The organism is Nostoc piscinale CENA21 (assembly GCF_001298445.1).
Classification (GTDB): domain Bacteria; phylum Cyanobacteriota; class Cyanobacteriia; order Cyanobacteriales; family Nostocaceae; genus Nostoc_B; species Nostoc_B piscinale_A.
Genome location: NZ_CP012036.1, coordinates 1,906,893 through 1,932,512 on the forward strand (window position 1 = coordinate 1,906,893; position 25,620 = coordinate 1,932,512).

At 39.1% G+C, this 25,620-nt stretch carries 29 protein-coding genes and 1 pseudogene; 16 read left to right on the top strand and 14 right to left on the bottom strand.

Annotation, left to right across the window (positions count from 1 at the left end):
• The first annotated feature begins 10 nt into the window (after positions 1 to 10).
• From ACX27_RS08330 to crtC, 4 genes are all read left to right on the top strand, one after another.
• On the top strand, positions 11 to 421 hold the full coding sequence (locus ACX27_RS08330) for a XisH family protein (protein ID WP_062290818.1): 411 nt from the start codon (positions 11 to 13) through the stop codon (positions 419 to 421).
• Positions 412 to 750, top strand: coding sequence for a XisI protein (locus tag ACX27_RS08335; protein WP_062290822.1), 339 nt, complete (start codon positions 412 to 414; stop codon positions 748 to 750). Before ACX27_RS08330 ends, ACX27_RS08335 begins: the two co-directional genes overlap by 10 nt.
• Positions 751 to 1,465: 715 nt before the next feature.
• Entirely contained in the window at positions 1,466 to 2,074 is a 609-nt protein-coding gene (locus ACX27_RS08340) for a hypothetical protein (RefSeq protein WP_144427422.1), read from the top strand.
• A gap of 37 nt (positions 2,075 to 2,111) precedes the next feature.
• A complete protein-coding gene (gene crtC, locus ACX27_RS08345) occupies positions 2,112 to 2,978 on the top strand; it encodes a cyanoexosortase C (RefSeq protein ID WP_062290828.1) in 867 nt (288 codons plus the stop codon).
• A gap of 131 nt (positions 2,979 to 3,109) precedes the next feature.
• Here the strand turns inward: crtC and ACX27_RS08350 are convergent, their stop codons facing one another.
• Positions 3,110 to 4,945: an N-acetylmuramoyl-L-alanine amidase gene (locus ACX27_RS08350; protein ID WP_062290832.1), complete on the bottom strand. Its 1,836-nt coding sequence runs from the start codon at positions 4,943 to 4,945 to the stop codon at positions 3,110 to 3,112.
• A gap of 89 nt (positions 4,946 to 5,034) precedes the next feature.
• On the opposite strand from ACX27_RS08350, the gene ACX27_RS08355 reads away from it, so the two are divergent.
• The 4 genes from ACX27_RS08355 (at position 5,035) to speB (ending at position 8,929) form a co-directional block, all read left to right on the top strand.
• Positions 5,035 to 6,672 carry a CTP synthase gene (locus ACX27_RS08355; protein WP_062290834.1) on the top strand — a complete coding sequence of 546 codons (1,638 nt, stop codon included), beginning with the start codon at positions 5,035 to 5,037 and terminating at the stop codon, positions 6,670 to 6,672.
• 107 nt (positions 6,673 to 6,779) lie between these two features.
• A complete protein-coding gene (locus ACX27_RS08360; RefSeq protein ID WP_062290840.1) occupies positions 6,780 to 7,202 on the top strand; it encodes a hypothetical protein in 423 nt (140 codons plus the stop codon).
• A gap of 176 nt (positions 7,203 to 7,378) precedes the next feature.
• Positions 7,379 to 7,834 (top strand): response regulator, encoded by a 456-nt coding sequence (locus tag ACX27_RS08365; RefSeq protein WP_062290842.1) that lies wholly within the window; start codon positions 7,379 to 7,381, stop codon positions 7,832 to 7,834.
• Positions 7,835 to 7,891: 57 nt separating this feature from the next.
• Positions 7,892 to 8,929 carry an agmatinase SpeB gene (gene speB, locus ACX27_RS08370; RefSeq protein ID WP_062290845.1) on the top strand — a complete coding sequence of 346 codons (1,038 nt, stop codon included), beginning with the start codon at positions 7,892 to 7,894 and terminating at the stop codon, positions 8,927 to 8,929.
• A 111-nt stretch (positions 8,930 to 9,040) separates the two neighbouring features.
• Here speB and ACX27_RS08375 read toward each other — a convergent pair whose 3' ends face one another.
• Positions 9,041 to 9,313 carry a hypothetical protein gene (locus ACX27_RS08375; protein WP_062290848.1) on the bottom strand — a complete coding sequence of 91 codons (273 nt, stop codon included), beginning with the start codon at positions 9,311 to 9,313 and terminating at the stop codon, positions 9,041 to 9,043.
• 298 nt (positions 9,314 to 9,611) lie between these two features.
• On the opposite strand from ACX27_RS08375, the gene ACX27_RS08380 reads away from it, so the two are divergent.
• Together ACX27_RS08380 and ACX27_RS08385 are read left to right on the top strand one after the other, a co-directional pair.
• Positions 9,612 to 10,022, top strand: a complete 411-nt coding sequence (locus ACX27_RS08380; RefSeq protein WP_235526554.1) for a hypothetical protein — start codon at positions 9,612 to 9,614, stop codon at positions 10,020 to 10,022.
• 219 nt (positions 10,023 to 10,241) lie between these two features.
• Positions 10,242 to 11,096, top strand: coding sequence for an HIT family protein (locus tag ACX27_RS08385; RefSeq protein WP_062290854.1), 855 nt, complete (start codon positions 10,242 to 10,244; stop codon positions 11,094 to 11,096).
• Position 11,097: 1 nt separating this feature from the next.
• Here the strand turns inward: ACX27_RS08385 and ACX27_RS35190 are convergent, their stop codons facing one another.
• Positions 11,098 to 11,496, bottom strand: coding sequence for a hypothetical protein (locus tag ACX27_RS35190; protein ID WP_335337769.1), 399 nt, complete (start codon positions 11,494 to 11,496; stop codon positions 11,098 to 11,100).
• A gap of 908 nt (positions 11,497 to 12,404) precedes the next feature.
• Between ACX27_RS35190 and ACX27_RS08395 the strand changes: the two are divergent.
• Positions 12,405 to 12,813: pseudogene (locus tag ACX27_RS08395) on the top strand (hypothetical protein).
• 213 nt (positions 12,814 to 13,026) lie between these two features.
• On the top strand, positions 13,027 to 13,257 hold the full coding sequence (locus ACX27_RS08400) for a DUF433 domain-containing protein (RefSeq protein ID WP_062290857.1): 231 nt from the start codon (positions 13,027 to 13,029) through the stop codon (positions 13,255 to 13,257).
• A 159-nt stretch (positions 13,258 to 13,416) separates the two neighbouring features.
• On the opposite strand, the gene ACX27_RS33515 is transcribed toward ACX27_RS08400, so the two are convergent.
• The 7 genes from ACX27_RS33515 to ACX27_RS08425 all read right to left on the bottom strand — a co-directional run bounded on the left by ACX27_RS33515 (position 13,417) and on the right by ACX27_RS08425 (position 18,298).
• Entirely contained in the window at positions 13,417 to 13,593 is a 177-nt protein-coding gene (locus tag ACX27_RS33515; protein WP_235526555.1) for a hypothetical protein, read from the bottom strand.
• On the bottom strand, positions 13,511 to 14,617 hold the full coding sequence (locus tag ACX27_RS33520; protein WP_335337770.1) for a GUN4 domain-containing protein: 1,107 nt from the start codon (positions 14,615 to 14,617) through the stop codon (positions 13,511 to 13,513). Before ACX27_RS33520 ends, ACX27_RS33515 begins: the two co-directional genes overlap by 83 nt.
• Before the next feature lie 73 nt (positions 14,618 to 14,690).
• On the bottom strand, positions 14,691 to 15,056 hold the full coding sequence (locus ACX27_RS34620; RefSeq protein ID WP_250635695.1) for a caspase family protein: 366 nt from the start codon (positions 15,054 to 15,056) through the stop codon (positions 14,691 to 14,693).
• Between the two features lie 148 nt (positions 15,057 to 15,204).
• Positions 15,205 to 15,708 (bottom strand): MogA/MoaB family molybdenum cofactor biosynthesis protein, encoded by a 504-nt coding sequence (locus ACX27_RS08410; protein ID WP_062290859.1) that lies wholly within the window; start codon positions 15,706 to 15,708, stop codon positions 15,205 to 15,207.
• Positions 15,709 to 15,878: 170 nt separating this feature from the next.
• Positions 15,879 to 16,214 (bottom strand): photosystem II reaction center protein Psb28, encoded by a 336-nt coding sequence (gene psb28, locus ACX27_RS08415; RefSeq protein ID WP_062290862.1) that lies wholly within the window; start codon positions 16,212 to 16,214, stop codon positions 15,879 to 15,881.
• Positions 16,215 to 16,630: 416 nt separating this feature from the next.
• On the bottom strand, positions 16,631 to 17,083 hold the full coding sequence (dtd, locus tag ACX27_RS08420; protein ID WP_062290864.1) for a D-aminoacyl-tRNA deacylase: 453 nt from the start codon (positions 17,081 to 17,083) through the stop codon (positions 16,631 to 16,633).
• Positions 17,084 to 17,149: 66 nt separating this feature from the next.
• Positions 17,150 to 18,298 (bottom strand): CobW family GTP-binding protein, encoded by a 1,149-nt coding sequence (locus ACX27_RS08425; RefSeq protein WP_062298227.1) that lies wholly within the window; start codon positions 18,296 to 18,298, stop codon positions 17,150 to 17,152.
• Positions 18,299 to 18,567: 269 nt separating this feature from the next.
• On the opposite strand from ACX27_RS08425, the gene cysS reads away from it, so the two are divergent.
• The 3 genes from cysS (at position 18,568) to ACX27_RS08440 (ending at position 23,643) form a co-directional block, all read left to right on the top strand.
• Positions 18,568 to 20,010: a cysteine--tRNA ligase gene (cysS, locus tag ACX27_RS08430; RefSeq protein ID WP_062298229.1), complete on the top strand. Its 1,443-nt coding sequence runs from the start codon at positions 18,568 to 18,570 to the stop codon at positions 20,008 to 20,010.
• Positions 20,011 to 20,762: 752 nt separating this feature from the next.
• Positions 20,763 to 22,202 carry a TldD/PmbA family protein gene (locus ACX27_RS08435; protein WP_062290868.1) on the top strand — a complete coding sequence of 480 codons (1,440 nt, stop codon included), beginning with the start codon at positions 20,763 to 20,765 and terminating at the stop codon, positions 22,200 to 22,202.
• 97 nt (positions 22,203 to 22,299) lie between these two features.
• Positions 22,300 to 23,643 (top strand): TldD/PmbA family protein, encoded by a 1,344-nt coding sequence (locus tag ACX27_RS08440; protein WP_062290871.1) that lies wholly within the window; start codon positions 22,300 to 22,302, stop codon positions 23,641 to 23,643.
• Between the two features lie 142 nt (positions 23,644 to 23,785).
• On the opposite strand, the gene ACX27_RS35195 is transcribed toward ACX27_RS08440, so the two are convergent.
• On the bottom strand, positions 23,786 to 23,983 hold the full coding sequence (locus ACX27_RS35195) for a Uma2 family endonuclease (RefSeq protein ID WP_335337771.1): 198 nt from the start codon (positions 23,981 to 23,983) through the stop codon (positions 23,786 to 23,788).
• Positions 23,984 to 23,996: 13 nt separating this feature from the next.
• Complete coding sequence (locus ACX27_RS35200) at positions 23,997 to 24,329, bottom strand: Uma2 family endonuclease (RefSeq protein ID WP_335337772.1); 333 nt, start codon at positions 24,327 to 24,329, stop codon at positions 23,997 to 23,999.
• Positions 24,330 to 24,478: 149 nt separating this feature from the next.
• Between ACX27_RS35200 and ACX27_RS08450 the strand changes: the two genes are divergently transcribed.
• Positions 24,479 to 24,982: a methylated-DNA--[protein]-cysteine S-methyltransferase gene (locus ACX27_RS08450; RefSeq protein WP_062290874.1), complete on the top strand. Its 504-nt coding sequence runs from the start codon at positions 24,479 to 24,481 to the stop codon at positions 24,980 to 24,982.
• A 254-nt stretch (positions 24,983 to 25,236) separates the two neighbouring features.
• Here ACX27_RS08450 and ACX27_RS08455 read toward each other — a convergent pair whose 3' ends face one another.
• Both ACX27_RS08455 and ACX27_RS30755 read right to left on the bottom strand, forming a co-directional pair.
• Entirely contained in the window at positions 25,237 to 25,419 is a 183-nt protein-coding gene (locus ACX27_RS08455) for a DUF6887 family protein (protein WP_062290878.1), read from the bottom strand.
• Positions 25,416 to 25,577, bottom strand: coding sequence for a helicase-associated domain-containing protein (locus tag ACX27_RS30755; protein WP_235526556.1), 162 nt, complete (start codon positions 25,575 to 25,577; stop codon positions 25,416 to 25,418). Before ACX27_RS30755 ends, ACX27_RS08455 begins: the two co-directional genes overlap by 4 nt.
• Positions 25,578 to 25,620: the final 43 nt, after the last annotated feature.

The following is a 25,620-nucleotide window of genomic DNA, read 5'->3' on the forward strand; positions in this document are numbered from 1 at the left end:
TGAGTCTTCTATGGCAAAGGATAGATTTCATCATGTTGTCAGAAACGCTTTAGAAAAAGATGGCTGGAAGGTTACGGCTGATCCTTATGAAATTAATGTGGATGATGTCGATTTTGAAATTGATTTAGCAGCAGAGGAATTGTTAGCGGCAGAGCAAGAAGGCAGAAAAATAGCGGTGGAAATTAAAAGTTTTATTAGTCCATCGAATGTTTCAGAGTTCCATACTTCCTTGGGACAATTTTTAAACTATCGAGATGCGTTAGATAAAATTGAACCAGAACGCCAACTTTATTTAGCGGTTCGCGTCCCGATTTATGAAAGTTTCTTCCAAAGAAAATTTATTGCCTCGGCAGTTACTAAATATCAATTGCGATTGATGATTTACGATGTAAAAGAAGAGGTGATTCGTCAATGGCTATAGAAAAATATAGGCAGTATATTCGACATCTTCTTACAGAACGGCAACAACGAGCCTCAATTAAACGCAATGTCGAAGAGTATGAAGTACAGACAATCTTTGACGAACAGCAAGACCATTATCAATTACTTTATGTTGGTTGGCGAGGCAATAAACGCTATTTTGGCTGCATTTTACATCTTGATATTAAAGATGGGAAAATTTGGATTCAACATGATGGTACTGAAGAAGGAATTGCAAATAGATTGGTGGAAATGGGAGTTCCTAAACAAGATATTATTTTGGCATTTCATGAACCATATATACGTCAATTCACTGGGTTTGGCAGTTAGGAAATACTCTAGATTTGAGCATCAACCAAACTTGTAATTTTTGATTGTGGAACAGATAGCAGAACTTTTGAGTTTGTCGGTTTAGCAAGTTCAGCAAGCCATCAATCAGCCAGCATACTGCTGATTCATAAAAGTTCTTCTCAATAAAATTGATGGCTGTAGTAGTTAGCAAATATCAGCGTTAATTGATGATGAGCGAGTAATTGCTTGACTCAAGCGTTAACTATTAGCATCTACAAAAGTATCTCTAGAGAATAGGTATCACCTTATATCTACAGATGGATGAAGTTCCATTCATATTTAGGTAAAAATTTGTAGAGAAATGTTGAACGTTAGTAAAAAAACTAATAAACATTACCCAAAATACTTTAGACTTGACTTATGATATGGGAACTTTGCGGAGTTAAAATTCATCCATAAGGTTAGAGCTAGTTCGTAAACTTCAAGTTCAGTAATTGTCTAGTAAGGGTTTAAATTAAGTAATTTATTCCCTAAAACTCAATGCTAGTAACTATTTGAATTTACTTAAGATTCTATTGATGAATTAGCTCTTAAGTCTAAGCAAAAAATATTTTGTGTTCCTCTAATAAAAATAATTGCCAACTATGAGTTTTCCAAATCAAATGGATGACTTATAGCTGGTGCATAATTGCTGCAATTATCACAAATGGCAGAGATTTATTCTGTAAACATTTGTTATGAGAATAATAATTCTATGAAAGTTACAACTGTATATGCAAGTATGGCGATCGCTACATTGATTGCTACAGGTATGATATCTGTTACGCCAGATAATGCCCTAGCTCAAACCAGCGCAACCCAAACCGAACAAAGCCGTTCACAAGGTTCAAAGTCTTTAGAAATTCAATGGCTTTTAGGATTTATACCTTGGCCAACATGGAATACACATTCTAAGCATCCCAGAAGCCAGAATGTTATTGATGATGCTACCTATGCAAATAACCCAAGTCATCCGATACAAACAAATATAGGTGGCTCAAATAGACACACATCAAACGGTACAAACCACTCATCTAACCATAACGTAAATCGCCCACATCATCCAATACAAACAAATACAGGTGGCTCAAACATACACACACCAAACGGTACAAACCACTCATCTAACAATGACACAAATCACCCAAATCATCCAATACCAATAAATACAGGTGGCTCCAATATACACACGTCAAACAATACAAACCACCCATCTAATTATAAAGAAGTTCCTGTTCCCTTATTAATACCAGGACTAACTGCTTTTGGATTAGGGTTAATCCGCAAACATCGCCAAGAGCAGAAACAAATAAAGATGCAATAGATGAATTGATTACCTATAAAAGTCAATAGTTATCAAGATGAGTAAAAAACATAATCTCATTGTTTGGTGTGGTTTGATTGTGGGTTTTTACTATTATTCGTTTTTTTGGTTAAAAACACTAGTAAAGTTTTTGATTGGTGGTAGCACATTTCCATTATTGACTATTACTGCCGTTTATTTAGCATTACAAGAGTTATGGCAGAATAAAATTAAAATTGCGAAATTCATTGCTACACCTATTCAACGAAGATTAGGTCATATTTTGATAGTATGTGGAGTTTTATTTTTCCCTTTCAGTCTTCATAAAGGGTGGAAACAAGCATTATTTTGGTTAGTAATTTTAATAGGTATTGTAATTAGCACTTGGGGAATAAAGTTCTTTAGATACTATTTACGTCCAATTTTCTTGATAATTTTCAGTATCTATCCCGGTATTAATGTTTTACCGGGATATGTATGGCAAGCCTTGACTCCCGAAAGAACAATGGATAAAATTCAAGCTTGGAGTGTGAATTTAGCACTTCACGCTATGGGTTATCCTAGCAATATTGATGGAACATGGGTGAACTTGCCTACAGGTAGCGTCAATATAGGATGGGGCTGTAACGGATTTGATTTGATGGTCTTAATGTTGATGACTAGTCTGCTAATAGGTATAGCTTACAGACTAAAAGCCTCACAGATATTAATTATAAGTTTATTGGGGTGTATGATTGCTTTTGTCTTCAACACTGCCCGCATTACATTGCTGGCAATTTCCGTTGCTTATTGGGATGGACAATCATTTGATTTTTGGCATAGTGGCTGGGGCGGACAAATTTTTTTCTTTAGCTATGTTTACAGCATTTTATTATCTGTTGATGCAAATGCGTCTACTAGATTTTGCTCACAAATCTCATACTAGTAAGTAGGACTTACGTCTTTCAAGAATGGGTATAAGGGTGTAGGAGTTTAAAGGTGTAAGTATTCAAAATTCTTCCCTTTACCCTTAACCCCATACACCAAGTCTCTACAACAAATCTTGGTGTGTAAGTCCTATTTCTGTTTAACACTCTTAAACCATTCAACAATTCCCTCGGATAAAACTTTGGTTAATTTTTCCTGTTCTTGCGGATTTGTCACCCATTCAAATTCATTGGGATTACTCATAAAACCTAATTCCATGAGTATTGATGGTGCGGCGGCTGGTCGAGTTAAGGCCAAGTTATTCCAAAACACTCCGTAAGAAGGTCTATTGAGTTTTTTAACTAGATAGTTGTGCATGAATACTGCTAGGTTATGAGCTTGGGGATGATACCAAAACATCCCAACTCCTTTGGTATTTTCTGCGTCACCGTCATCGGGTAAAGAGTTGTAATGAATAGAAAGTGCGATCGCAGGTTTTTCTTGAGTGATAATTGCTTGACGCTCTGGTAAAGATACATCTTTGTCAACATCTCTTGTCATCACCACTGTTGCACCAAGTTCGAGCAAATTCTCGCGCAGCAACTTCCCTACCGCCAAATTCACATCTTTTTCCAGATATCCTGTCGGGCCAGATGCACCAGATTCTTTACCACCATGTCCTGGATCAAGTAGAATCTTGATACCAGATAAAGGCTTGCGTCGCCGATTTTCAACGGCAGGCGGATGGCGTAAACCTAAAACCAGGGTCGTACCTTCATATCTCAGTTGATATCCCCACTGTTGCGATTGTTTGAGGTTAAAGGTGTACTGTACCTGTCCCGGAATCAGCTGTTGCCAATCAAGGCGAGAAATCACAGGGTCATCATCTAAACGAACAATATCTGTTTGGGCAGTGGTATTGTAAAGTATCAGAGTCAAAGTCTGATCACTTTGCTGCACGCTCACAGGTACAGGAAATTGTAAGGGAAAAACTATCTCTGTAGCATCAATCAGCCTACGATATCCGACACTCCGAATAATTGTGCGTGGCGGAATTGCACCCGGTAAAATGCGAGTCTCCTTGCTATTAATCCAAGCACCGTAGTCTAAGCGCAACCACTCACCTTCTTTACCTGTAACTGTAGCTTGTGTTCCTTTTGGTAGTGGTGTCAGGCGAGAATAATCGGTACTGGGACCAGTGCGGGCTACACCTGCATCTACTATCACTTCAGCCACAGGTAACTGTGCTGGGGAGAGAATGGCTATTTTGCCAGTTCCTGGTTGAGTAATTGTCTGACCATTCAGCGTCAGTTTAAACTGAGGTTGACCTAAATCTATCTCTTGATTAGCATCTCGGACAACAGCACCAGAAATGATGTTGTTACCGTAAAGTAGGCTGAAAGATTCAGAATCAGGTTTCTGCACCGTAGTGCAACCTGCATACTTACCAGCAATTGGCTGAGAAGTAGGTTGGTTTCTGCCCGTAAGTGCTGCCAAATTACTAGGTAGTTGTACTTGTTGGGGTTGTGGTGCTAAGGCAATAGTTTGATTAGCGAGGTTTACAGAGACGTTAGCATTAGATGGGGCAACAGCACTAAAACAAATTAGTTCCCCTGGTAGTCTAGCAATATCCCCTGGTGGAGTCAGAGAACCTGGAGCAAATTCTAAGCCTTGTGGGACAACAGGCGCAGTTACCTGCCTTGTCACTTTAATCTGAACAGTTTGATTGTTGTGACGGACTGTAAAAAGATTTTCTCCCAACTGTAACGGGAAACTCGGAGCAAAATGCCCGGATTGACTGCGGTTAATTACCTTACCATTAATTAGTACTTGTCCATTATTTGGGGCTGTACCCAAAAAAAATATTTTTTCCGTACTGGTTTGGTGGTTAGGTGGTGGAAAAACAACAATAAGAGATGAATCTGCTAATGCAACAGAGGAGGTAGCAATTAAACCGAATAAGACTAATGCAATAAATTTTTTCACAACAAATCACAGAAGATTTCACGACAGTGCCTGTGGCACAATTACGGGATGTATTTTGAGAAGGCGCAAGAGAGAAATACAAAATTACTATGACTAAGTTTATCTTCGTAACTGGAGGTGTAGTTTCCAGTATCGGCAAGGGAATTGTAGCAGCAAGTCTAGGACGTTTGCTTAAATCACGGGATTATTCGGTGTCAATCTTAAAATTAGACCCCTATATTAATATCGATCCCGGTACGATGAGTCCTTTTCAGCACGGGGAAGTTTTTGTTACCCAAGATGGGGCGGAAACAGATTTAGATTTGGGTCATTACGAACGCTTCACCGATACTTTAATGTCACGTCTCAACAGTGTGACGACAGGCTCAATTTACCAAGCAGTAATTAATAGAGAACGACGCGGTGACTACAATGGCGGCACAGTCCAGGTAATTCCCCATATTACCAACGAAATTAAAGACCGGATTACATTGGTTGCTAAAGACACTAACCCTGATGTATTAATTACGGAAATTGGTGGTACGGTAGGAGATATTGAATCTCTGCCGTTTATGGAAGCAATTCGCCAGTTGCGGAAGCAAGTGGGACGGCAGAATGTGTTGTATATGCACGTCACTTTATTGCCTTACATTGCTTCGGCTGGGGAAATGAAAACCAAGCCAACACAGCATTCTGTGAAGGAATTGAGATCCATTGGCATTCAACCAGATATTTTAGTTTGTCGGAGCGATCGCCCGATCCCCGCAGGATTAAAGCAAAAATTATCTGAGTTCTGTGATGTACCAGAAAAATGTGTGATTACTTCCCAAGATGCTTTGAGTATCTATGAAGTGCCACTGATTTTAGAACGGGAAGGCTTGGCAGAACAAGCATTAGCACTACTGCAAATGGAACAACGCATACCTGATTTAACTCAGTGGCGGACAATGGTAGAACGGCTATATAGTCCAAAGCGGACTTTAGAAATTGCCATTGTGGGTAAATATGTGCGGTTAAGTGATGCTTATTTGTCAGTGGTAGAAGCGTTACGCCATGCAGCTATCGCCACCCATGCTGATTTGCGCCTGCGATGGATAAACTCAGAAATCTTAGAAACGGAACCAGCCGAAAATTATTTGGAAGGCGTGGACGGTGTACTAGTCCCTGGTGGTTTTGGAACGCGGGGAGTAGATGGTAAAATTGCTGCTATCAAGTATGCCCGCGATCGCCATATCCCATTTTTGGGTTTATGCTTAGGAATGCAATGTGCTGTCATTGAATGGGCTAGAAACATCGGTGGTTTTTCAGATGCTAACAGTGCTGAATTTGACCCTGATACGACTAATCCAGTCATTAACCTCTTGCCAGAACAGCAGGACGTAGTTGATTTAGGCGGGACAATGCGCTTGGGTCTATATCCTTGCCAAATTCTGCCCAATACTTTAGCTGCAAAGCTTTATCAAGATGATGTGATTTATGAACGGCACCGACATAGATATGAATTCAACAATGCTTATCGTAAGCTGCTGTTAGAATCTGGCTATGTGATTAGTGGTACTTCTCCCGATGGCCGCTTAGTGGAAATTGTCGAATTTCCCAATCATCCGTTCTTTATCGCTTGTCAATTTCACCCAGAGTTTCAATCGCGTCCTAGCAATCCTCATCCTTTATTTGAGGGATTTATGCAGGCTGCGATCGCTCTTAACTACCCCAATACTAATCTACAAACACCTGTAGAAGTTTCTTAACTCAAACTTGAGTTTTGAATTTACCCAAACCAACATTGACTTAGGACAGAGATATTTTGTTATACAGGGTTAGCATCATTTTTCCACATTGGACTTAAGGAGATGTTGTGCCGTACTGGATGAAAATCTTTTACGAGAGGAAAGAATATGTGATTAATTTTGACCGTGTAAATGCTTTTTGCTATGAAAAGAACGGCCGAGTTACTTTTTGGTTGCCTGATAGCGCCATTCCAATTGTCATTAATCCTCAAAACAATTTAGAAGATTATCAAAAAGTTCTCAAATATCTCGAACAAGTTACCGATGTCGAAGTAGACAGTGGTCACTGGGTAAAAATTATCGACGGCAAAAATGAATATGTCGTTAACCTGCATTGTATTAGTTCTTTCTGTCAAGAACCCAATGGCAGGATAACTTTTTGGCTGCCAGATGGCACTATCCCGATCGTGATCAACCCCTCCAATAACCCAGATTCTTATCAGAAAGTTTTGCAGTTTGTAAAAAATACCACAGGATATTCTTTGTCTTAATCCAAAAATAATCGTCAGTATTCAGAATACAAAACTCAGAAGTGCAGACTATCTTGGTTTGTGCTGTGATGTCATGGTAGCTTGATTAAAGTTGCCCAGTAGTGTCAGTTTGCGGCTGACTACTACTGGGAAATCCTCCGTAATTGATCAGGCCAACTAGGGAGGCACAGCTAATCATGACAAATAATTACGAAGATTCACATCTCCAAGACGAGATAAACAATAACCAATCTTTAGACGGGTTGCAAATTCTTGTAGTAGATGATAGCGACGATAGTTTGATTTTGACAACTTTTATTTTAGAAACTTATGGTATGCAAGTCACAACAGCAACATCAGCTTTAGAAGCACTCAAGTTAATCAAAAATCAGAGATTTGATATTTTCATTTTTGATATTATGATGCCCAAAGTAGATGGATATTCTTTAATTCGCAAAGCCAGACAAATGTTACTCTGGCAAAAACGGCATACACCTGCGATCGCTTTAACTTCTCTGACTGCGGAAGAAAGTTACAATATAGCATTGTTATCTGGTTTTCAAGGCTATGTTCCTAAACCTGTTGAAGCTGGTGTGTTAATCGCTGAAATTACAAAAGTTTTAGGAATTTCGCCAGGAGAAAATGGTGAATGATTGAAAGCGATCGCTAAAATACATACAGACAACCCAGGTAAATCTCGCAGGCGATCGATGACAAACCAACTCCCAGACTATAATCCCAGTGGTGTCGGTGAAATTAACGGCAACCTCTTTGGTTTGCCCTTTGATTATGAGTCAGCCAACTTAATTGTCTTTGCCGTACCTTGGGAAGTCACCGTTTCTTATGGTGCAGGTACAGCCAACGGCCCCCAAAGAATCCTCGATGCTTCAACACAACTAGATTTATTTGACTTTGATAACCCAGATGGCTGGAAACAGGGAATTTTCTTGGTTGAAATTCCTCAAGATATTTTAGAAAAAAATAATTACTATCGCACCCTAGCCGCCCAAATCATCGAAAGGCTGGCAGAAGGTAAACCCCTCACAGACGTACCCGATTTAACTCCCATCCTCACAGAAATTAATCAGGCTTCTTTACAAGTAAATCAGTGGTTATTTACCCAGTCTCAAGCAGCCATCAATCAGGGTAAGCAAGTTGCAGTTATTGGTGGAGATCACAGTTCTCCATTAGGTTTTCTTCAAGCACTGGCAACTAAATATTCTGACTACGGCATTCTGCACATTGACGCACATGCAGACTTACGCGATGCCTATGAAGGATTTGAATTTTCTCATGCTTCCATCATGTTTAACGCTGTGAAACTACCGCAAATCTCTAAATTAGTCCAGGTAGGTTTACGTGATATCAGTCATGATGAAGTGCAAATGATTGATCAATCTCATGGTCGTATAGTTGCCTATTATGACCCAGCCATCAAGCAAAAACTTTATGCTGGCATCACCTGGATAGAAATATGCCGCGAAATTATCAACCATTTGCCAGAATATGTCTACATTAGCTTTGATATCGATGGTTTAGATCCAAAACTTTGCCCCAACACAGGTACACCTGTGGCTGGTGGGTTGGAATTAGAACAAGCATTCTGTATATTGCGTGAACTAGTCAATAGCGGTAGAAAAATTATTGGCTTTGATGTTTGTGAAGTGGGTGATGCAGAGTGGGATGGCAACGTAGGTGCGAGAGTAGTCTATAAACTCGCCAATTTCATAGAATTATCTCAGCGATAATGCAGTCGAAGTATAGGTGAGGATATTTAAAAAGCACGAACGTCGAGTATAGTCGACTCTTACTTCCTGCCTCCTGCCATAATAGATATTGCCATCAAACTTCAGCAAACATTACGATACTTTTGGTTGATACCACAAAGATAAATTCAACTGTGAACAAAAGTAATCTCCTGCAACGATTTGCTGCTTGTGGTCAACTATCCAATCATACAGTTGTGCGGCTCTTGCTAGTGCTACCTGTTCAGAACGATACAGCCTTGGACTCGGACAGAAAACTTCGCCATTGATGTGTATCCCTGCAATCAACCAATAGTCGCTGCATTCACCCTCTGGTAAAATTTCTAAAAACCCGCTACTGTAAGGCTCGATTATTCCCATATTCATTTGCAAGCTTGACAAAAAACCGTCCTATTTAATCTACCGAGGGTTTCCCGAAATAAAAGTAGTGTAAGCTCTATTTGTTATGCTTCAGGTATTTGATCTATGATTAACCATATATGAAATATATCTAGTAGTGTAAATTCCATGACAGCTTGCAGAAACTAACTTCTAAATTCACAAAACTAGTATGATTGCTGTCTACGTCTAGCTATCTGACTCATCTTAACTTTTATACCTATTCTCAAACTGCGGCTCTAGTACTTTAGCTCCTTAAAATATCTTAACAAGAGGATAGATTAAATTGACAGTAAACACACTTCTCGAACGAATCAACCAACATCAATATCTGCGTGATTTGCGAAATAAATTACTCCATCTTCACCGGATGTTACTAGATACAGAACGCATTAACTATGAGCAAATTCATGGCAGAGTATCAACTAGTGAACTCTTTCAACTTGTAATTGCACATGAGCAATTTGCTTGGCTACATCGAATTTCTGAATTAGTCGTGCAGATTGATGAAACTCTAACATCTGATCAACCCATATCATTAGAAGATGTGCAGAATTTAATTGCCAATGCTCGCAGTTTAATTGTACCTTCTGAGGTTGGTAATGAGTTTGCCAGAAAATACTATGCTGCTCTTCAAAGTGAACCAAGTGTTGTATTAGCACATGCAGTAGTCTCAGAACTTTTAGCTATTAAGTAAATAAAGCAAAGTAGAGGATATGTATAGTAAAATTACTTTACTATACATATCCTTTTTTATTGTTTATCTAAGATTATTGAAAATAAGTAGGTTGGGTGAAACGTAGACACCTGAAGGGTGGCTTCCCGCAGGGTAGTAAAACCCAACAAATAAACTACTTCAAAACACAAAATGATATTAGTTGTGTTAAGACAGGGATGACCTAAAAATCGTCATTTCATGCAGCAGCAAAAGAATCAATTTAGTCATCTCACAGCCATAGAAAGAACATACCTGTCATTTCCAGCAAAATTTCTCTTAAATCAAAAGCTACTACGAGGGAAAATACTAGATTTTGGTTGTGGTTTTGGTAACGATGTGAAATTGTTACGCGAACAAGGTTTTGATATTACAGGATATGATCCTTATTATTTGCCTGATTACCCTTATGGAAAATTTGACACAATAATTTGTTTTTATGTGTTAAATGTCTTGTTTGCGGAAGAACAAGCTAATGTTTTAATGGAAGTATCTCATCTGTTAAAGCCAGGTGGTAAAGCTTATTATGTCGTCAGACGAGATATTAAAAAACAAGGCTTTAGAGAACATTATGTTCATAAAAAACCAACATATCAATGTATAGTTAAGCTACCGTTTCATTCTATTTATTTAGATGAAAGCCGAGAAATATATAAATATAACCACTACAACTACCAAAGAAATTCATCGAATAATTGTATATTCTGCAATCCCTATAAAAATTTAAACCTATTAACAGAATCAGCAACAGCTTATGCAATATTCGATGGTTATCCTGTAAGCAAAGGTCATGTTTTAGTTATTCCCAAACGCCATGTAAGTAATTATTTTGAACTACCCTTTAAAGAACAATCTGCTTGTTGGTGGATGGTGAACAAGGTTCAAGAGATGCTCAAAACAGAATTTACACCTGATGGTTTTAATGTAGGTATGAATATTAACCGAGAAGCTGGACAAAATATTATGCACGCCAGTATTCATATCATACCTCGTTATCAAGGTGATAATATGGGTTCTAAAAGTGGCATTAGGAATGTGATCACTAAAAGGCAGTAATCTAAGATAAGTAATCTTGCCAAAATAGAGATTGTTTTTGTCGCATATTCAGGTTTTGCGAGAGTTGCAGTAAATCTTGATGTGGCAAAGTATTATTAATGTAAAATAGCTCTCGTTTTCTGCGAGAAGTGTAATCAAAGAATATCGTAAATCTATCGGAAGTTTCTGGCGGTTTACCTCGATGGAAAATGCTACCTGTCCCTGCAAAAATGACTGTACCAGCACTTCCTATACAAGATTTATAATTATCTGGTGAAATAATTCCTTGCATCGTTTGATTTGAAATATAGCCGTAGTTATATTTCAAATATTGAACTATATTTTCTGTAAAAGATATGGGTATATATTGAAAAGGCCCTTGGCTCTCAGAAACATCATTAACATAAATGATAATTTTCAATACTTTGCGGTCTTCGGGATCTAGATGCCAGCGTCGAGAACCTTGTTCTAATTTGTTGGCTATATCTCTGCGAAAATATGTACCGTGATAGGCTACTGGTAAACCAAGATAATGTTCGATAATATTAAGTAAACGTTGTTCTAATCCCCATAAAAAAAATTTCGTGATGTTGCATTATTTGTTGTGGACTAGCATGAATAACATATTGATTATGAACATTATTAATATCGGGTTTGATTTGAGAAGCTAAATGTTTTGCTGTTTGCAGAATTGGATTATTAGGTGTAATTCCTAAAGCATCTAACGAAGTAATTGCAACACCTTCATGATGAATTTTTTCAACTAATTCTAAATCATCTTTTGAAATTGCAGGTAAGTTGGGTTGATGTTGATTGACTGCCTCTTGATAAGCGATATCATTTTTATATCTAACTAGAGGAAATTGATAAATTTTTTTTTAGAATTCTTTTTTGGAATTTTGGTAATAGCAAGTGCATATATTTTCTAGTTAATTGATGGCATGAAAATTACAGATAACCCAGATATAAGAATCAATGTGATTGCTCCAAAATATAGCTATCTGTAAGAGTGTATTAGTTACTATATTCGAGGTAGATACAAATTACCCTGAAAATGCTTATCCTAAATAAGCTCGAAAAAATGTACAAATCTATAAAGTTATGATGAGTTTAGATGAAGATATCTCAGAATCCAAAGCTGGATAAGACTCTTCATCAAGATATTGAATTAATGCTAAGAGGATGTCTGACTTTAGTTATAAGTTCAATGCCATCATTAGCTAGACAGGTAAAATTGAATACATTCACGCTATTTAACATGGTAAATAGCGAAATCTTAGATATATGCCGCTATACTAGCCCTGAAGAGTAGAATATCTAAAGATGGTGATGGTGCGATTGTTTGTTGCAATGGTTTTGTTGGTGTTGTTAACGGCTTGTGGTACTATTGGACTGCTGCCTACTAGCGAGTTAGTAGAAAAAGCGATCGCACTTGAGCTAGAGCAAACCAAAAAAAGACCTCAGCCAGAAATTAGATATAGATTTTCAGGGATTTGAAATTAAGCAGCTCAAAATTGCAGAAGAAAAGCCACTGACAATTAAAAATTTACCGGCTTTCCGCATCAAAGGAAAATACGATTTAATTATCAACCTACCACAGCGACAGTTGAAGCAACTGCAACAGCCTTTTGAGCTTTACTTGCAAATTCAACAAGAAGGTAAAACTTGGCGCTTATTGCTACCCGATAAAACTAGTAAAGAATCTCAACCTGTTTGGCGGAGTTATCTGATTAACTAGTACAAAAAGCATGAAGTCTGAAGTGGATAAACCTTTCTAGTGAGCATTTATAATGGGTGCTTGATTTTCGCCGATTGTACTAGTTATGCTTTGCTGAACAAGTCATTTTGTGGTAAGAGCAGGGAAGAGATTTGTTTGGCTCTCCTTTGGAAATGCCCTATAGAAGTTATATTTAATTAAAGAAATGCCATTAGAAAGAATGTAAGTAATTTTATGTTAAATCTGAGCAGAATTACATTTGACCGTAACATTATGGCAGGACAAGCTTGTATTCGTGGTATGCGGATTCCGGTTTCTCTTGTTGTTAATTTAGTAGCTAATGGCAAACCTTTAGAAGAAATTTTAGAAGAATATCCAGATTTAGAACCAGAGGATATCCGTGAATCTCTACTTTACGCAGCATGGTTGACTCAAGAGCAAGTTTATCCCTTCAAAAGTGCGTAACCAATAGTTATGAAGTTCTTGGCAGATATGGGAATTTCACTACGTACTATATTTTGGTTGCAAAACGCCGTGTTAGGTATCGGAAACGGAGAGACTGCAAGACTTCGTAGGAAATGACCTATTTGGAAATCTTGACAATTTTGTGTAAGCCCTTATATTTTACAGTTTACAAGTCTGGACGCGAGATAAGATACCTCGCAATTGTTGAGTTTCTTCTATTGATCTGGTTTTACAGGTTCCTGGCAAGTGTCCTTCAGGAGATGTTAAGCTGTATTTTATACTTTTTTCTTTTACCCATCCCCCAAAATACCATTGTGTGGATACCTGCCATCCCACACGATCGCAGAAAGCAACCCATTTTTTCCCAACTTCTAGCCAGATTTTTTTTCTGCACACTAAATCCAAAACGCCCATTGCTGTATTTTACCCACAGTTTGTCAATGGTGCGTAAATCAGTGCAGGGAAATTTGTCGCTTGAGCCAGTATCAAGCCAGCCTTCTTGTTCTCTACCAACAACTTTTAGCATTAATTTTAGAGTTTCTTCATCTGCTTCTTTCCATTGTCCAGCTTTGAGGAAATCACGCAACCGCCCATAGTCTACACCTCTATCAGAGGCTAATTCATTTTGTTGTTGCAGCTTCTCCGATTCTTCTACTTCTTTAAGAAAAGCATCAACAAATTCTTTTTTTGCTTGTTCTTCTTGTTTCTGTATCTGCTCAATATGTTTTTGATATTCTATTTCTTTAACAGATGTAATTTCTAACTCAATCGGCACTACATCCTCATCCCTTAATCCTAAAATATCCTGCTGGTAATCTTTCAGTATCTTTACAATATGTTCATCCAGGGGATATTTTTGCTCAACAGCCTTGGCAAAAGCTTGTTTGTAAAGTTCGATATTTGCTACACGCCTACGAAACGGCTCTAAAACTTCGGTTTCTATTTGCTCGGCTGTTTCATCTGTAATTCCAAATGTTTTGCGTTTTGGTTTTAAGACTAGGTAGGCAAATTCACTAAGCACACCATTTTGAGCATATTTTTCAACAAGCTTGCGATACTCTGCCTCTGAACTCTTTGGTGCATTGGCAATGATAATATTAAAGCCTTCCCTATCCAGAATGATGCTTGGTGTCATGTTCGGCTTGGCTGCTTGAACTTTTGCCTTGGCATAATCATGCAGTTCATGGATAAAGATAGAACCACTGTTGTCTTTATCTGCTGCGCCAGTTTCAATTCCCTCTACTAAATATTGAGTGTAAAGCGACAGTATTGAACCTTCTTGTTCAAAAGATTTTTGAGTTGCGCTGGAAGATGTGAGAACAACTCGCCCTTCTGCGCCTAGCTGCTGTTTGAGATCCACACCAACACTTTTTGCTCGCCAACCTTGGGCAAAAGCACCACTGTAGCAAGCATCTAAAATGAGAACTTGCCGTTTAGCACGGCAATTTTTTTGATTCTTGTTGGATAAAATTTGCGTCTACAGAAGTAGATTTAAAATAATCTTTAACTGTATTTCGAGTTGTTAAATAGAGATGACCTTCATCATTAGTAATACCATGACCAGAAAAGAAGAATAATACTAAGTCATCTCTACTCGCTTCTTTAAACAGCTTTTCAATTGCTGTTCGCATAGCGATCGCATCAGGATTCAGCAGCCGTTCAACTTGCTCAAAACCTCCCAGGTTGGGGTTTTGCAAAACTCGCTCCATAGCTGCTACATCATTGAGTGCTGCTGAGAGGGAAGGGATACCTTCGCCGTACTGACTGACTCCAATTAGTAGTGCTATCTTCTTAGCCATTGCTGCGATCGCCTAAAAAAATTGAATCGTAGGTTTTTCTGTCATCTTAAGCTCCAGAGTCGCGTTATACACACCGCAATATGCTACACAGTAAAATTCTACGATTTCGTATAAAAAAAAGATAGTCTACTTAAATTTGTATAAGTCCCTATTTCCGCATCTGGCTGACTAAATGAACGATTTCAGGTAATATCAATTTTTCCAGACCTAGCCGCACCGCATTACTAGAACCAGGTAGAGAGAAGATTAATTTATTTTGGTAAATACCAGCGACGGCGCGAGATGCGATCGCACGGGAACCAATTTCTTGATAACTTAAAAATCTAAATATCTCTCCGAATCCTGGTAGAGTTTTTTCTAATAATTGTTCAATAGCGTCATAAGTGGTATCTCTCGGTGCAATACCTGTACCACCATTAAAAATTATTGCGTCTAAATTAGCATTTTTACCCAGCGATTCTATTTGTTCTTGAATCTGTGTTGGTTCATCTTTGATAATTGCATAGGCTGCAATATTATGATTTGCACCTAACAATAATTGCTTGATTAGTTGTCCACTTTTGTCTGTTTCTGGGGTGCGTGTATCGCTGACGGTAACTATAGCGCAAGTTATCGTCATTGCTGCTGTATCTGGATGGGGTGTTTGGATCATCCGAGTTGACATTTTGAATGAGTTTCACTAGTAAAAAAAGATGAAGAATGAAGGCTAAAGCGTTTATTTCAGACTTCACACTACCCTTCTCCCAAAAGGAGACGCTACGCGAACGGGAAGTAACCCAAAGGGTGCCTACACACTTCATACTTCACACTTCAGTCGGTTGCTTAAGATTTACTCAATCCCAAACCATTTTCTTCAGCATATCGCTCCATAAAGCGCATAAAGCGATCCCACTCGTCAGAAGATTTCATAATGTAAACAGCTTCTAATGCTTCTGCTCTACCGTTGATGAATTTTACCTTAACTTCGCGGGTAACGATTTCGCCTTCTTCGTCAAGCAGATACATCCCAGTGACTTCATCTGTATTGCCTTGCTCTAAAATTGTGGGATTTGTAAAAATAAAGGTTGCTGTACCAGTATCACCAGTACGCGATCGCGTTAAACGTACATCTGGTACTACTTCTTCGTTAACACCTCTAGAAAACTGGATTTTTGCCATGATGAAAGAATTTAAAGTTTTGTGATCATTGATTTAATATTCTCTCATCATTTAGAACTCAGTAGTCTATTTAAAAAGGCAGGAGGCAGGAGGCAGAAGGGAAGAAGGCTTTATTTATACAATGGGCTTTAGTCTTAATTCTAGGTTAGTCCTAATTCTAAGGCTGTTATACCAATTCACAATTCGCAATTCGCAATGACGCTCGCAGGCTCGCTACCGCTACGCTAACGCAATTAAAAAACTTAGATACAGCAAAGCTTTTAGGGTTTACATCTGTATCAAATTTTTCGTGAAATGGTATTATCGGACTTAATATCGTAACTGCTTTAAAATTCTCCATACTCCTAATATGTACCCTCATATTGGACAAGTTTGAATTTCAATCTTGTCCCTCCTGCCATCTGCCTCCTGCCTCTTTACGTTGCTTCCCGTTCTAATAATAAAGTCACTGGGCCGTCGTTTTCGATGGAAACTTGCATCATTGCGCCAAATTTGCCTGTTTCGACACTTAAACCACTGGCGCGTAACTTGTTAACAAAGCTGTTGTATAAATCTTCTGCGGTTTGAGGTGATGCAGAACGGTCAAAAGACGGACGGCGACCTTTGCGACAGTCACCATAAAGGGTGAATTGACTTACAACCAACAACTCACCATGAATTTCCTGTACAGTTTTTTGCCATCTGTCTCCACCTTCATCATCGGGAAACAGCCGCAATTCTAAGCATTTACGCGCCATCCAGTCGAGTTCTGCATCTGTATCTGTATCAGCAATACCTACAAGTAGGTTTAAGCCTCGGCCGATTTTGCCAATGATTTCACCGTTAACGGTTACTTGAGATGATTTCACTCGCTGGATGATAACGCGCATAAATAAAGTAAAAAGTAAAAGGGAAAAAGTAAAAAGAAATGTTTTTGACTTTTGACTTTTAACTTTTTACTTTTTGAAGCCTTTACCACGACTGACAGAAGGTAGACAAACGCAGTTTTCTATTTGTGCAATTAAAGTCTCGCGGTCGAGATTTTGACCAATTAGCACAAGCTGGTTTTTGGGTTCGCCTTTCCACTCATCATCATCTAAGGTGAAGCGTTTACCGCAGAGGTGGAAAATGTGGCGTTTGGGACTTTCGTCAAACCACATCACACCCTTAGCGCGGAAAATGTTGGTGGGTAGTTGGTTATCTAGGAAATATTGGAACTTCCTAATAGAAAATGGCTTGTCGCTTTGGAAGGATATGGAAGTGAAGCCATCATTTTCTAAGTGGTCGGAATGATGGTGGTGATGATGGTCGTGGTCGTGGTGGTCGTGACCGCAGGTTGAATGGTCGTGGTCATGGTCGTGGTGGTCGTGACCGCAGGTTGAATGGTCGTGGTCGTGGTCGTGATGGTCATGATCATGATGATCATGCTCATCAACGGTATCAAAATACTTATCAGACTCAAATAATCCTACACTGAGAATTAAAGCGAGTGGTACTTGCGATCGCTGGGTACGCAAAATTCTCGCACCTTCTTTGACTTCGTTGATTTTCTGCTCTAACTGAGTCAAAGTTGCTTCATCAACCAAATCTGTTTTATTCAACAAAATCACATCGCCGTAAGCAATTTGGCTGTAAGCTGCTTGGGAGTTGAATAAATCTAAGCTGTAATTCGCTGCATCTACGACAGTGATAATCGAATCTAGACGAGTTAAATCTCGCAGTTCTGTACCTAAAAATGTTAAGGCAACTGGTAGCGGATCTGCTAGTCCGGTGGTTTCTACTACTAGATAATCTAGTTTTTCTTCCCGTTCTAATACTTTATAAACGGCATCCACTAAATCATTATTAATGGTGCAGCAGATACAACCGTTACTTAACTCCACCATATTGTTATTATCATCGGTGGCAATAATTAACTCGTTGTCAATGCCAATTTCACCAAATTCATTCACCAACACGGCAGTTTTTAAACCTTGTTGGTTTGTAAGAATATGATTTAGTAAGGTCGTTTTGCCGCTACCAAGAAATCCAGTAATAATTGTGACTGGTAAACCTTGTTTTGGCGCATCCATTGATTGAGATTCAGAATTCACTGCTGATTGCATAACGCGGTTATCAAACAAATCAAAAAATAGAAAACTTCTTTAAGTTGCGGCTACCCGTTGGGTTGGGTGTAAGGGAATAAGGGTGTAGGTGTTTAAAATCCTCACACCCTTATTCCCGCTTATCCAAACTCTTTTGACTCATAATTTCTATTACATTTACAAAGGGTAGCGCAGATAGTCCAGAAAACACTAGCATAGGGATGCTGGATAAACTTACCAGTTGTTTAACCCTATTATTGCGTATCCCTCTATTGCCGCATTACTCTGTTATGACCCTAACTGTTTACAATACCCTCACCCGTCGTCAAGAACCGTTTGAAACAGTCGAACCAGGCAAGGTTAAGATGTATTACTGCGGCGTGACGGTTTATGACTACTGTCATTTGGGTCATGCTAGAGCTTGCATTGTTTGGGATGTTGTGCGCCGCTATCTCCAGTTTATCGGTTATGAAGTGCGCTATGTGCAGAATTTTACTGATGTTGATGACAAAATTCTCAACCGCGCACGACAAGAACACTCTTCAATGGAGGCTGTAGCTGAACGTTTCATCAAGGCTTATTTTGAAGATATGGCACGGCTGGGAATTAAAGAAGCTGATGAATATCCCCGCGCCACACATACAATGAACGGGATTCAGCGATTGATTCACGAGTTGGAAAATAAAGGTTTTGCTTACCCTTCTGATGGGGATGTTTACTATGCTGTGCGCCAGTTTGGTGAGTATGGTAAGCTTTCTGGTCGTAAGTTGGAAGATATGCAGGCTGGAGCAAGCGATCGCGTTAATATAGAAGACCCAGAATATCAAAAGAAAAAAGACCCCTTTGATTTTGCTTTGTGGAAAGCGGCGAAACCCGGCGAACCCGCTTGGGAATCACCTTGGGGTGCTGGTCGTCCGGGATGGCATATTGAATGCTCGGCGATGGTGCGCGATCGCTTGGGTGAGACAATAGATATTCATGCTGGTGGTGCTGACTTAATTTTCCCCCACCACGAAAATGAAATTGCTCAATCGGAAGCCGTCACAGGTAAACCTTTAGCAAATTACTGGTTACACAACGGTATGGTAAAGGTGGACGGTGAGAAAATGTCCAAGTCTTTGGGCAACTTTACCACCATCCGCGACTTACTTGATCGTGGCGTTGACCCAATGGCATTACGCTTGTTTGTCCTAATGGCGCAATATCGTAAGCCTCTTGATTTTACCGATGATGCGATCGCCGCCGCCACCAACGGTTGGCACACCCTAAAAGAAGGTTTACTGTTTGGTCATCAATACGCCAAACAACTCGGCTGGGAAGTAAATTCTTCCCCACTCCCTGAATTTGTTGAACGTTTCAAAGAAGCTGTCAACGATGACTTTAATTTCCCTGGTGGGGTATCGGTGTTGTTTGAATTAGCCAAAGAACTCCGCCGTGAAGGAAATATCATCGTTCATGAAGGCAAAACTGACACACCCGCAGAGGAACTGCAAAAACAATGGCAAACACTCGTCACTTTAGCAGAGGTTTTAGGTTTAACCGCCCAGCCAGAAGCCGAAACTCCTGTAAATGATGGTTTAAGTGATGCGGAAATTGAGGATTTAATTCAGCAACGCCAAGCCGCCAGAAAAGCCCGGAATTTTGCCGAAGCAGACCGTATACGCAATGAACTACAAGCCAAAGGTATTACCTTAATTGATAGTCCTGAAGGTACACGCTGGCATAGGAGTTAATTTGAGTGCTGAGTTCTGAGTAGGGACTAGTCATCATTGATGTTTTAACTGCTATACCAAGCCAAACAATTAGAGACGTTGTATACAACGTCTCTACCTGGGGTGTGAGTAGCTTTCAGTGTTAGGGTTGTATTCAGGAAAAACCCTTACACCCCTTACACCAACTTAGTAATTAGATAGCAATCTATCTAGTCATCTTTACACAGAATTCAATTCTGAATTATTAATTCTGACTCCTGAATTCTGTTTGATAATTACTGTATTTCGATTTTTGTCAACTTCACATTGCAATTTGTTGAGGACAAAAACTCAAAGACAAAAGCTATTCTTTTGGTAAACTTTCATCACCAAAAACTTATGTTTTTGCCTAAGGTTATGTTTTCATGACATTACTTACCAAACAATTTTTTCTGGAATTTCCCAGTTTCTTGATTAATTGCTGGTTTCTGCATTATTGCACTAAATTTAACTTTAAGACTGGGTGGTCAGAACAGTCTTGAAAAACCAAGTCATGTCTGATAATTTACATCGATTAGGATAAAAGTTAAAGGATACAAATTAGTATCAAATACAACCAATTTTGTTAAAAAACATAAAATTTTGTAGGCTGTCGATAAAAGCAGAGTATATTACAGAACTTGTCTAATATCTGGTTAGTTGATAGCTAATACAGAATTAGTGAAAAAGAAAAAACACTCATAAAAAAACGAAATTGTCAATCATAAAATCAGGAAATTTACCTTTCAATTATTATGTGGTCTGAACTAACAAAAGCGATCGCTAGTTTTCATATTCCGGCTGATTGGATTGGGATCAGAGTCGTCCGAGAAACAGCCGCAAATCGTTATGTGCGCGATGGTATTCCCCAAGCTAACGGTAAATCTACCACCGAGGGAGCCATGATCGAAGTTTTAGTGAATGGCTGTCTTGGTTATGCGGCTACCAACTCATTACAACTAGAATCTTTAGAATCTGCTGCGGAAATCGCTTATAAACAAGCACTTGCGGCTAGTAAATGGTTGATATATCCATTTAAAGAAACCGAACGTCCGAAAGTTGTTGGTGAATACAACTCACCATTTTTGGAACCCTTAGACGCGCTGAGTCCGGGAGAAATTAATGATTTACTGGTGCGGATGTGCCGGACACTAAAAGTACATGACAAAATTGTGCAAACCACAGCCAGCATCAATACAAGCGAGAGAGAAAGCTGGTTTGTCAGCAGCAACGGTTCCGAAGTATATCAAAAGTTTATCTCCTTGGGGACTAATTATGGTGCGATCGCTCAAGATGGCGCAATTGTCCAACAACGTACCAACAACGGTTGGCAAGCTCACTGCTATCAAGGTGGATGGGAAGTTTTAAAACAAGAAAATTTATGGCAACGGGTACAGCAAGTAGGAGAACAAGCCCTAGAACTGTTAACCGCCGAGGAATGCCCAAATACCTGCACTAACTTGGTCTTAGCCCCAGACCAAATGATGCTGCAAATTCATGAAAGCGTCGGGCATCCCCTAGAAATCGACCGGATTTTAGGCGATGAGCGCAACTATGCTGGCGGTAGCTTTGTCACAACCGAAGACTTTGGACAGCTAATCTACGGTTCACCATTAATGAATATTACCTTTGATCCCACAGTACCGGGTGAATATGCCAGCTATGCTTTTGATGATACTGGCGCAGTCGCCACAAGGGAATATGTGATTAAAGAAGGCGTATTACAAAGGGGTTTAGGCAGTTTAGAAAGTCAAGCCAGAGCCGGAGTGCCTGGAGTAGCTTGCGCCCGTGCTTGTTCCTGGAATCGACCAGCAATTGACCGCATGGCTAACTTAAACCTAGAGCCAGGAAACGCCTCCTTTGCAGAAATCATCGGCGACATAGAACATGGCGTTTACATGGAGTCAAATCGTTCTTGGTCAATTGACGATCGCCGTTATAAATTCCAATTTGGCTGCGAATATGCCAAATTAATTGAGAATGGCAAACTCACAAAAACTCTCCGCAACCCCAACTATCGAGCTACAACCCCAGAATTTTGGCGCAGCTTAATCAAAATCGGTAATCAAGATAGCTGGCAAATGTACGGCACTCCATACTGCGGTAAAGGCGAACCAAATCAAGCAATTTGGGTAGGACATGGTTCACCCGTTTGTGTATTTGCTAATGTTGAAGTCTTTGGGGGAGGGAGTTGAAAAAAGTGCTGAGTACTGAGTACTGAGTGCTGAGTGCTGAGTTATTTATTATCGCCCTTGCTTCCATCTCATCTTCCTTGTCGAGTGTGTCATACCAATGAAACAAGAATTAACTGCTTTAGAATCTAGCTTTAATCAGTTGTTAGAAACTCTGCTCATCAAAAAATTAGAGCATGAGGAATTTACCCTCAAACTCAGCAGTGAACAAAGTCAATTTACGCGGTTTAATCATGCGAAAGTTAGACAAACTGGCTGTGTAGCTGATGGGTCGATTGAACTAACTTTAATGGCAGAGCAACGCAGTAGTTCTAGACAGTTTCCCTTTACCGGAAATTGGGAAAAAGATTGGCAAAAGGCGCATCAAGCCTTACAAGAATTACGCGATGAAATAACGATATTACCAATTGACCCTTATTTAGTTTTGCCTTCCGGCAATAATACGAGTAGAGAAGTTCATCATAGTAATGTATTAGCGCAAGATGACGTAGTTTCTAGCATCTTAGCCGAAGTAGCAGCACTCGATTTTACAGGCATTTATGCAGGGGGTATAGTAATTAAAGCCTATGGTGATTCGAGCGGACAAAAACATTGGTTTGCTACTGATACTTTTACCTTAGATTATTCCTTGTTTATTAGTTCGGGTAAAGCCGTGAAAGGGACATTTGCAGGCAGCAATTGGGATGTAGCAAGTTACGCCGCAAAAATCAACGAAGCCAAAAAACAACTAAATTTGCTGTCGCATCCAGCCAAAGAATTACCTAGAGGTCAGTATAAAACTTATTTTGCACCTGCGGCTGTAGCTGATTTATTACAAATGCTTTCTTGGGGTGCTGTAAGTGAAGCAGATATCCAACAAGGAAATAGTGCTTTAGCCGCTTTATCTCGCAAAGAAAAACAGTTATCTGCCAAATTTAGTTTAAAAGAAAACTTCCAATTAGGCTTAGTACCGCGCTTTAATGAACTAGGTGAAATGGCAGCACCAGAGTTAGCAATCATTGAAAATGGTGTATTAGTAAATAGCTTAGTTAACTCGCGGACTGCCAAAGAATATCAAAAAGATGCGAATGGTGCTAACCGTTCGGAAACCTTACGCACACCAGAAATCAGTCCAGGAAACTTAAAATTTGAGCAGATTTTATCCAACTTAGATACAGGGTTATACGTCTCAAATTTGCATTATTTAAATTGGAGCGATCGCCCCACGGGTAGAATTACAGGTATGACCCGTTACGCCTGTTTTTGGGTAGAAAAAGGTGAAATCGTTGCACCTATCGAAAATCTCCGCTTTGACGAAAGCCTCTATCGTTTTTGGGGAGAAAATTTAGTTGATTTCACTAATTTCCAAGAATTTATTCCCGAAGTTGACACTTATGAAAACCGTAAATTAGGCGGTAGTTTAGTTCCTGGGATGTTAGTCAATGATTTTACTTACACTTTGTAGATTAATCATTTGTGAATCTCTAAGCGTTTAGGACTTATGTATAAACTCTCTCAAACTCTTATAAATTCTTGTCTTCACCTTCAGGAAGTCATCTTATCTCTTTTATTCACATATTAAACATGACTACTATCGTGGACAAAATTTAGCCCAAAAGCTGTTTAACTGATACTTGAATATCAGGAAATGCTAATGGCGTAATTATTCCTTCCGCAATAGTTTCTACTGAAGTATACTGACCGTTTTGAGGATAGCGGAAAACAACTATTTCCTTGGTTGACAAGCTTAAAATCCAATATTCTGGAATATTAGCATCTGCATAAATTGATGTTTTAAGTTCCAAGTCTTTCTTTAAACTAGTATGAGCGACTTCTATAATAAAAAAAAATATCATCAGGTGCAGGATGGCGATCGCTATAGTTAGACTCTGGTAATCGCACAATTGCAATATCCGGTTCAGGTTCTGAGTTAGATAAGGTAATTGGGCCGTTGAAACGGATATCAGCTTGACCTGTCAATAAGTTTTCTAAGTATTTCGCTCCTCTTTTGGCAGTACTATAATGAATTGGTGTTTCTGGGCTCATTTCAACAATTTCACCCGCCAGTAACTCCACATGGCGATCGCGCAGAATTCCTGCTTGAATCATACAATGGTAATCATCAACAGACCATTTAGCCAGCGTCTTCATTGCAGAATTTTACTCTGTTGTCATACTTGAGTATATTGTAGATTTTATCAACAAAAATATCCCCGAATTCTTCAATAAGTCAGGGATATGAGCCTTTTGATAGCTGGAATCATACAACAAGATGAAATTTTGAAAATCAGCATTACATTATGAAATTACTCATTGATAAAATCAATTCAGAAATCGGCACAATTTTAATTGTGACTGATGGTGAAAAACTCTGCGCTCTGGACTTTGCAGATTATGAGTCAAGAATGCTGAAGTTACTGCACAAGCGTTATGGGAACTTTAATTTTGAATATATAAAAAATCCCCAAGGTATTAGTAATAAAATTCAAGCTTATTTTGCAGGCGATCTCACCAGTTTAAATAATATTCCCCTCAACACTGGTGGGACTGTGTTTCAGCAGCAAGTGTGGCTTGCATTGCTAACGATTCCTTGGGGTACAACTATTGCTTATGCTGAGTTAGCCGCAAGAATTGGTAAGCCGACAGCCTATCGCGCTGTTGGGATGGCGAGTTCACTTAATCCCATTGCAATTGTGCTTCCTTGTCATCGAGTTGTAGGGGCGAATGCTGCACTGACTGGTTATGCAGGAGGTTTAGAACGCAAGCGTTGGTTGCTTCATCATGAAGGCGTGAAATTGATTTAGCGTAACCTAAGATAGATGCGGAGAATCTCTAGTTTATGAGAAATATGACAACACATATAAATCTAACAACAAAATAATTAGGTAAGTATTAGTAGTGGGAAAAAAGCAGTATAAAAATGCCTGGAAACGAGAAATAAATGATATTGTCCGTGCTATTTGTGGAGGTTTTTTATTTTGCATTCCACTAATATAAACAAGGTTGGGTGAAACGAAGTGGAACCCAACAATTACTCTAGCAAACAGGTATGATTGACTCATTGTTGAATTTCTAAGCGTTGTTTTACTATTTCAATAAACTCATCAGTATTTACTGTTGTGCCGTCTTGTTGAATGCGTAAAACAGCTTCGTGTATAGCATCATCATCATCACGATGTTCTAAAATATACTTCCTTAATTCCTCTGGAGACATTGCTTTATAATTAGGTTTGCTGTTCATAAATACCTCAGGTAAGTGTGGATATGTTCGGGACTTTTGATTAGTTCGGCGAAATGTGCGATCGCTTCTCTGGCTTTCGCGGCTGTGGGAGAATGTACCTCTAAAAGAATAGTGCGATCGCTCTGCACAATCAGCGCATTTTCTGGGATGTAAGACATAATTTTGTCAGCTAAATCCTACGAAATATAATTTAGTAATTCT

Coding starts and splice junctions, on each gene's coding strand:
- ACX27_RS08330 (WP_062290818.1), top strand. CDS start 11: ATGGCAAAGGATAGATTTCATCATGTTGTCAGAAACGCTTTAGAAAAA.
- ACX27_RS08335 (WP_062290822.1), top strand. CDS start 412: ATGGCTATAGAAAAATATAGGCAGTATATTCGACATCTTCTTACAGAA.
- ACX27_RS08340 (WP_144427422.1), top strand. CDS start 1,466: ATGAAAGTTACAACTGTATATGCAAGTATGGCGATCGCTACATTGATT.
- crtC (WP_062290828.1), top strand. CDS start 2,112: ATGAGTAAAAAACATAATCTCATTGTTTGGTGTGGTTTGATTGTGGGT.
- ACX27_RS08355 (WP_062290834.1), top strand. CDS start 5,035: ATGACTAAGTTTATCTTCGTAACTGGAGGTGTAGTTTCCAGTATCGGC.
- ACX27_RS08365 (WP_062290842.1), top strand. CDS start 7,379: ATGACAAATAATTACGAAGATTCACATCTCCAAGACGAGATAAACAAT.
- speB (WP_062290845.1), top strand. CDS start 7,892: ATGACAAACCAACTCCCAGACTATAATCCCAGTGGTGTCGGTGAAATT.
- ACX27_RS08375 (WP_062290848.1), bottom strand. CDS start 9,313: ATGAATATGGGAATAATCGAGCCTTACAGTAGCGGGTTTTTAGAAATT.
- ACX27_RS08385 (WP_062290854.1), top strand. CDS start 10,242: ATGCAGCAGCAAAAGAATCAATTTAGTCATCTCACAGCCATAGAAAGA.
- ACX27_RS08400 (WP_062290857.1), top strand. CDS start 13,027: ATGTTAAATCTGAGCAGAATTACATTTGACCGTAACATTATGGCAGGA.
- ACX27_RS34620 (WP_250635695.1), bottom strand. CDS start 15,056: ATGGCTAAGAAGATAGCACTACTAATTGGAGTCAGTCAGTACGGCGAA.
- ACX27_RS08410 (WP_062290859.1), bottom strand. CDS start 15,708: ATGATCCAAACACCCCATCCAGATACAGCAGCAATGACGATAACTTGC.
- psb28 (WP_062290862.1), bottom strand. CDS start 16,214: ATGGCAAAAATCCAGTTTTCTAGAGGTGTTAACGAAGAAGTAGTACCA.
- dtd (WP_062290864.1), bottom strand. CDS start 17,083: ATGCGCGTTATCATCCAGCGAGTGAAATCATCTCAAGTAACCGTTAAC.
- ACX27_RS08425 (WP_062298227.1), bottom strand. CDS start 18,298: ATGCAATCAGCAGTGAATTCTGAATCTCAATCAATGGATGCGCCAAAA.
- cysS (WP_062298229.1), top strand. CDS start 18,568: ATGACCCTAACTGTTTACAATACCCTCACCCGTCGTCAAGAACCGTTT.
- ACX27_RS08435 (WP_062290868.1), top strand. CDS start 20,763: ATGTGGTCTGAACTAACAAAAGCGATCGCTAGTTTTCATATTCCGGCT.
- ACX27_RS08440 (WP_062290871.1), top strand. CDS start 22,300: ATGAAACAAGAATTAACTGCTTTAGAATCTAGCTTTAATCAGTTGTTA.
- ACX27_RS35200 (WP_335337772.1), bottom strand. CDS start 24,329: ATGAAGACGCTGGCTAAATGGTCTGTTGATGATTACCATTGTATGATT.
- ACX27_RS08450 (WP_062290874.1), top strand. CDS start 24,479: ATGAAATTACTCATTGATAAAATCAATTCAGAAATCGGCACAATTTTA.
- ACX27_RS08455 (WP_062290878.1), bottom strand. CDS start 25,419: ATGAACAGCAAACCTAATTATAAAGCAATGTCTCCAGAGGAATTAAGG.
- ACX27_RS30755 (WP_235526556.1), bottom strand. CDS start 25,577: ATGTCTTACATCCCAGAAAATGCGCTGATTGTGCAGAGCGATCGCACT.